The sequence below is a fragment of the Mycobacterium sp. 1245852.3 genome, assembly GCF_001669335.1.
GTDB lineage: Bacteria > Actinomycetota > Actinomycetes > Mycobacteriales > Mycobacteriaceae > Mycobacterium > Mycobacterium europaeum_A.
On sequence record NZ_LZLL01000089.1, the window covers coordinates 1 to 1,648 of the forward strand.

Sequence of the window (1,648 nt, forward strand, 5' to 3'; positions counted from 1 at the left end):
GAATTCCTCGCGCGTTTCCCGCAAGTCGAATTCGCCGACGTCCGCGGTGCGGGTCACATGGTGGCCGGTGACCGCAACGATGTCTTCGCCGACGCTGTGCTGGAGTTCCTTGCCCGGCACGTCGATGCCGGGTGAACCCCGTGCGTGGAATAGATTGGTCGCCATCTCATTTCAGGCGAGCGGCGCCGCTATTATCTGCCGGGCACAAGCGGAGGGGGGCGGCGTGACCATGCCGTGGTTGCGGGGTTTGGGACTCTTGGGTGCCGTGCTGGTGGCCGCCACGACGTCGGCGAAAACCGCTGTGGCAGCACCGCCCCCGGCCCTGCCGTCGCCGCCGCCGGCTCCGGGCATCGGGGTCGATCACGAATCCGGAAGGTGCACAGCCGGATTCGCGGCACAGGGTTCCGACGGCAGTTACTACCTGATGACCAGCGGCCACTGCGACGCGCACGACGGCAGCGAGTGGACCTACGGCAACGATGCACCGCTCGGCAGGATCTCCGCCAGCGAGCATGAGGGCGACAAGAGGGACGCCGCGATCATCCGTCTCGAGCCGAGTGTCGGTATGCCGGTGGGCGACGTCGGCGGCCGGTATCAGGTCCGGGATGTGTTGAGTCGCCAGCAGATTCAAGTCGGTATGCCGTTCTGCAAGATCGGCGCGGTGACCGGTGAGACGTGCGGCGCCGTGAAAGGCATCAATGGTGACGTCGTCGAAGCCAGCGTGTTCAGCCTCGACGGTGACAGCGGTAGTCCCGGCTTCGTGATGAACCCGGACGGCACCGTCAGCGCGGTCGGCCTGTTGATGTCTTCGCCCGACGGCGATGACTACACGACCTACTTCATGCTCATCAATCCGCTGCTGGGCAAGTGGGGGCTGCGCGTTCTTCCGTGACGGCCCGGCGACCGGGCCGGCGGAACGTAACGTAGCGTTTGCAAGTCCGGGGTACGGGGTACCAGGTGGACCGGCCGTTACGCGTCGGCCCGACGGGTCCAGGTAGTCCGCCTGGGTTGACGCGGCCAACGTGTGAGGCAGCGGAACCAGCGACACGAAGGGAAGTAGTAGTGAAGCGTGGGATCGTGGTCGGCGTAGCCGGCGTGGCCCTGGTGGTCGCGGCCAGCGCCGGATGTTCGAGCAACAAATCCAATACCGGGGCGTCAGGCTCGTCGTCCGCTGCGGCGGCAGCGGCGGGTCCGGTCCTGACCGTCGACGGTCAGAATCAGAACATCAGCGGGCAGGTCACCTGCACCGCCGCGGGTGACAACATCACGATCGGGATCGGTGACCCGACCAACGGGCTGGGCGCCGTGGTCAGCAACGGCAACCCGCCGCTGGTGCATTCCGTCGGGCTGGGCACCGTCAACGGTGTCGCACTCGGCTTCTCCGACGCCGCACCGAACCAGGCCGGCAGCGCCGGGGCCGCGGTCAAGGGCAAGGACTGGGCGATCAAGGGCACAGCTACCGGTACCGACATGAGCAACCCGCAGCAACCGCAGCAGGTGACCAAGCCATTCGAGTTGGACCTCACCTGCCCGTAGTGCAGGTGCGATAACTCCCAAGAGGGGACGCAGTTATGTCTATGAAACGTGTCGTCAGTGCCGCCGCGTTGGCCGCCGGGCTGAGCATTTCCGCGGCGACGCTGAACGCCGG

General features: G+C 66.5%; 2 protein-coding genes and 1 pseudogene. All 3 read left to right on the forward strand.

Going from position 1 to position 1,648, the window contains the following annotated elements; all coding sequences use genetic code 11:
* A pseudogene (locus A9W96_RS30075) lies at positions 1-135 on the forward strand (S10 family peptidase); the annotation flags it as partial.
* Between the two features lie 88 nt (positions 136-223).
* Positions 224-892 carry a S1 family peptidase gene (locus tag A9W96_RS03940; protein ID WP_066864023.1) on the forward strand — a complete coding sequence of 223 codons (669 nt, stop codon included), beginning with the start codon at positions 224-226 and terminating at the stop codon, positions 890-892.
* 170 nt (positions 893-1,062) lie between these two features.
* Positions 1,063-1,536 carry a lipoprotein LpqH gene (locus A9W96_RS03945; protein ID WP_066864020.1) on the forward strand — a complete coding sequence of 158 codons (474 nt, stop codon included), beginning with the start codon at positions 1,063-1,065 and terminating at the stop codon, positions 1,534-1,536.
* Positions 1,537-1,648: the final 112 nt, after the last annotated feature.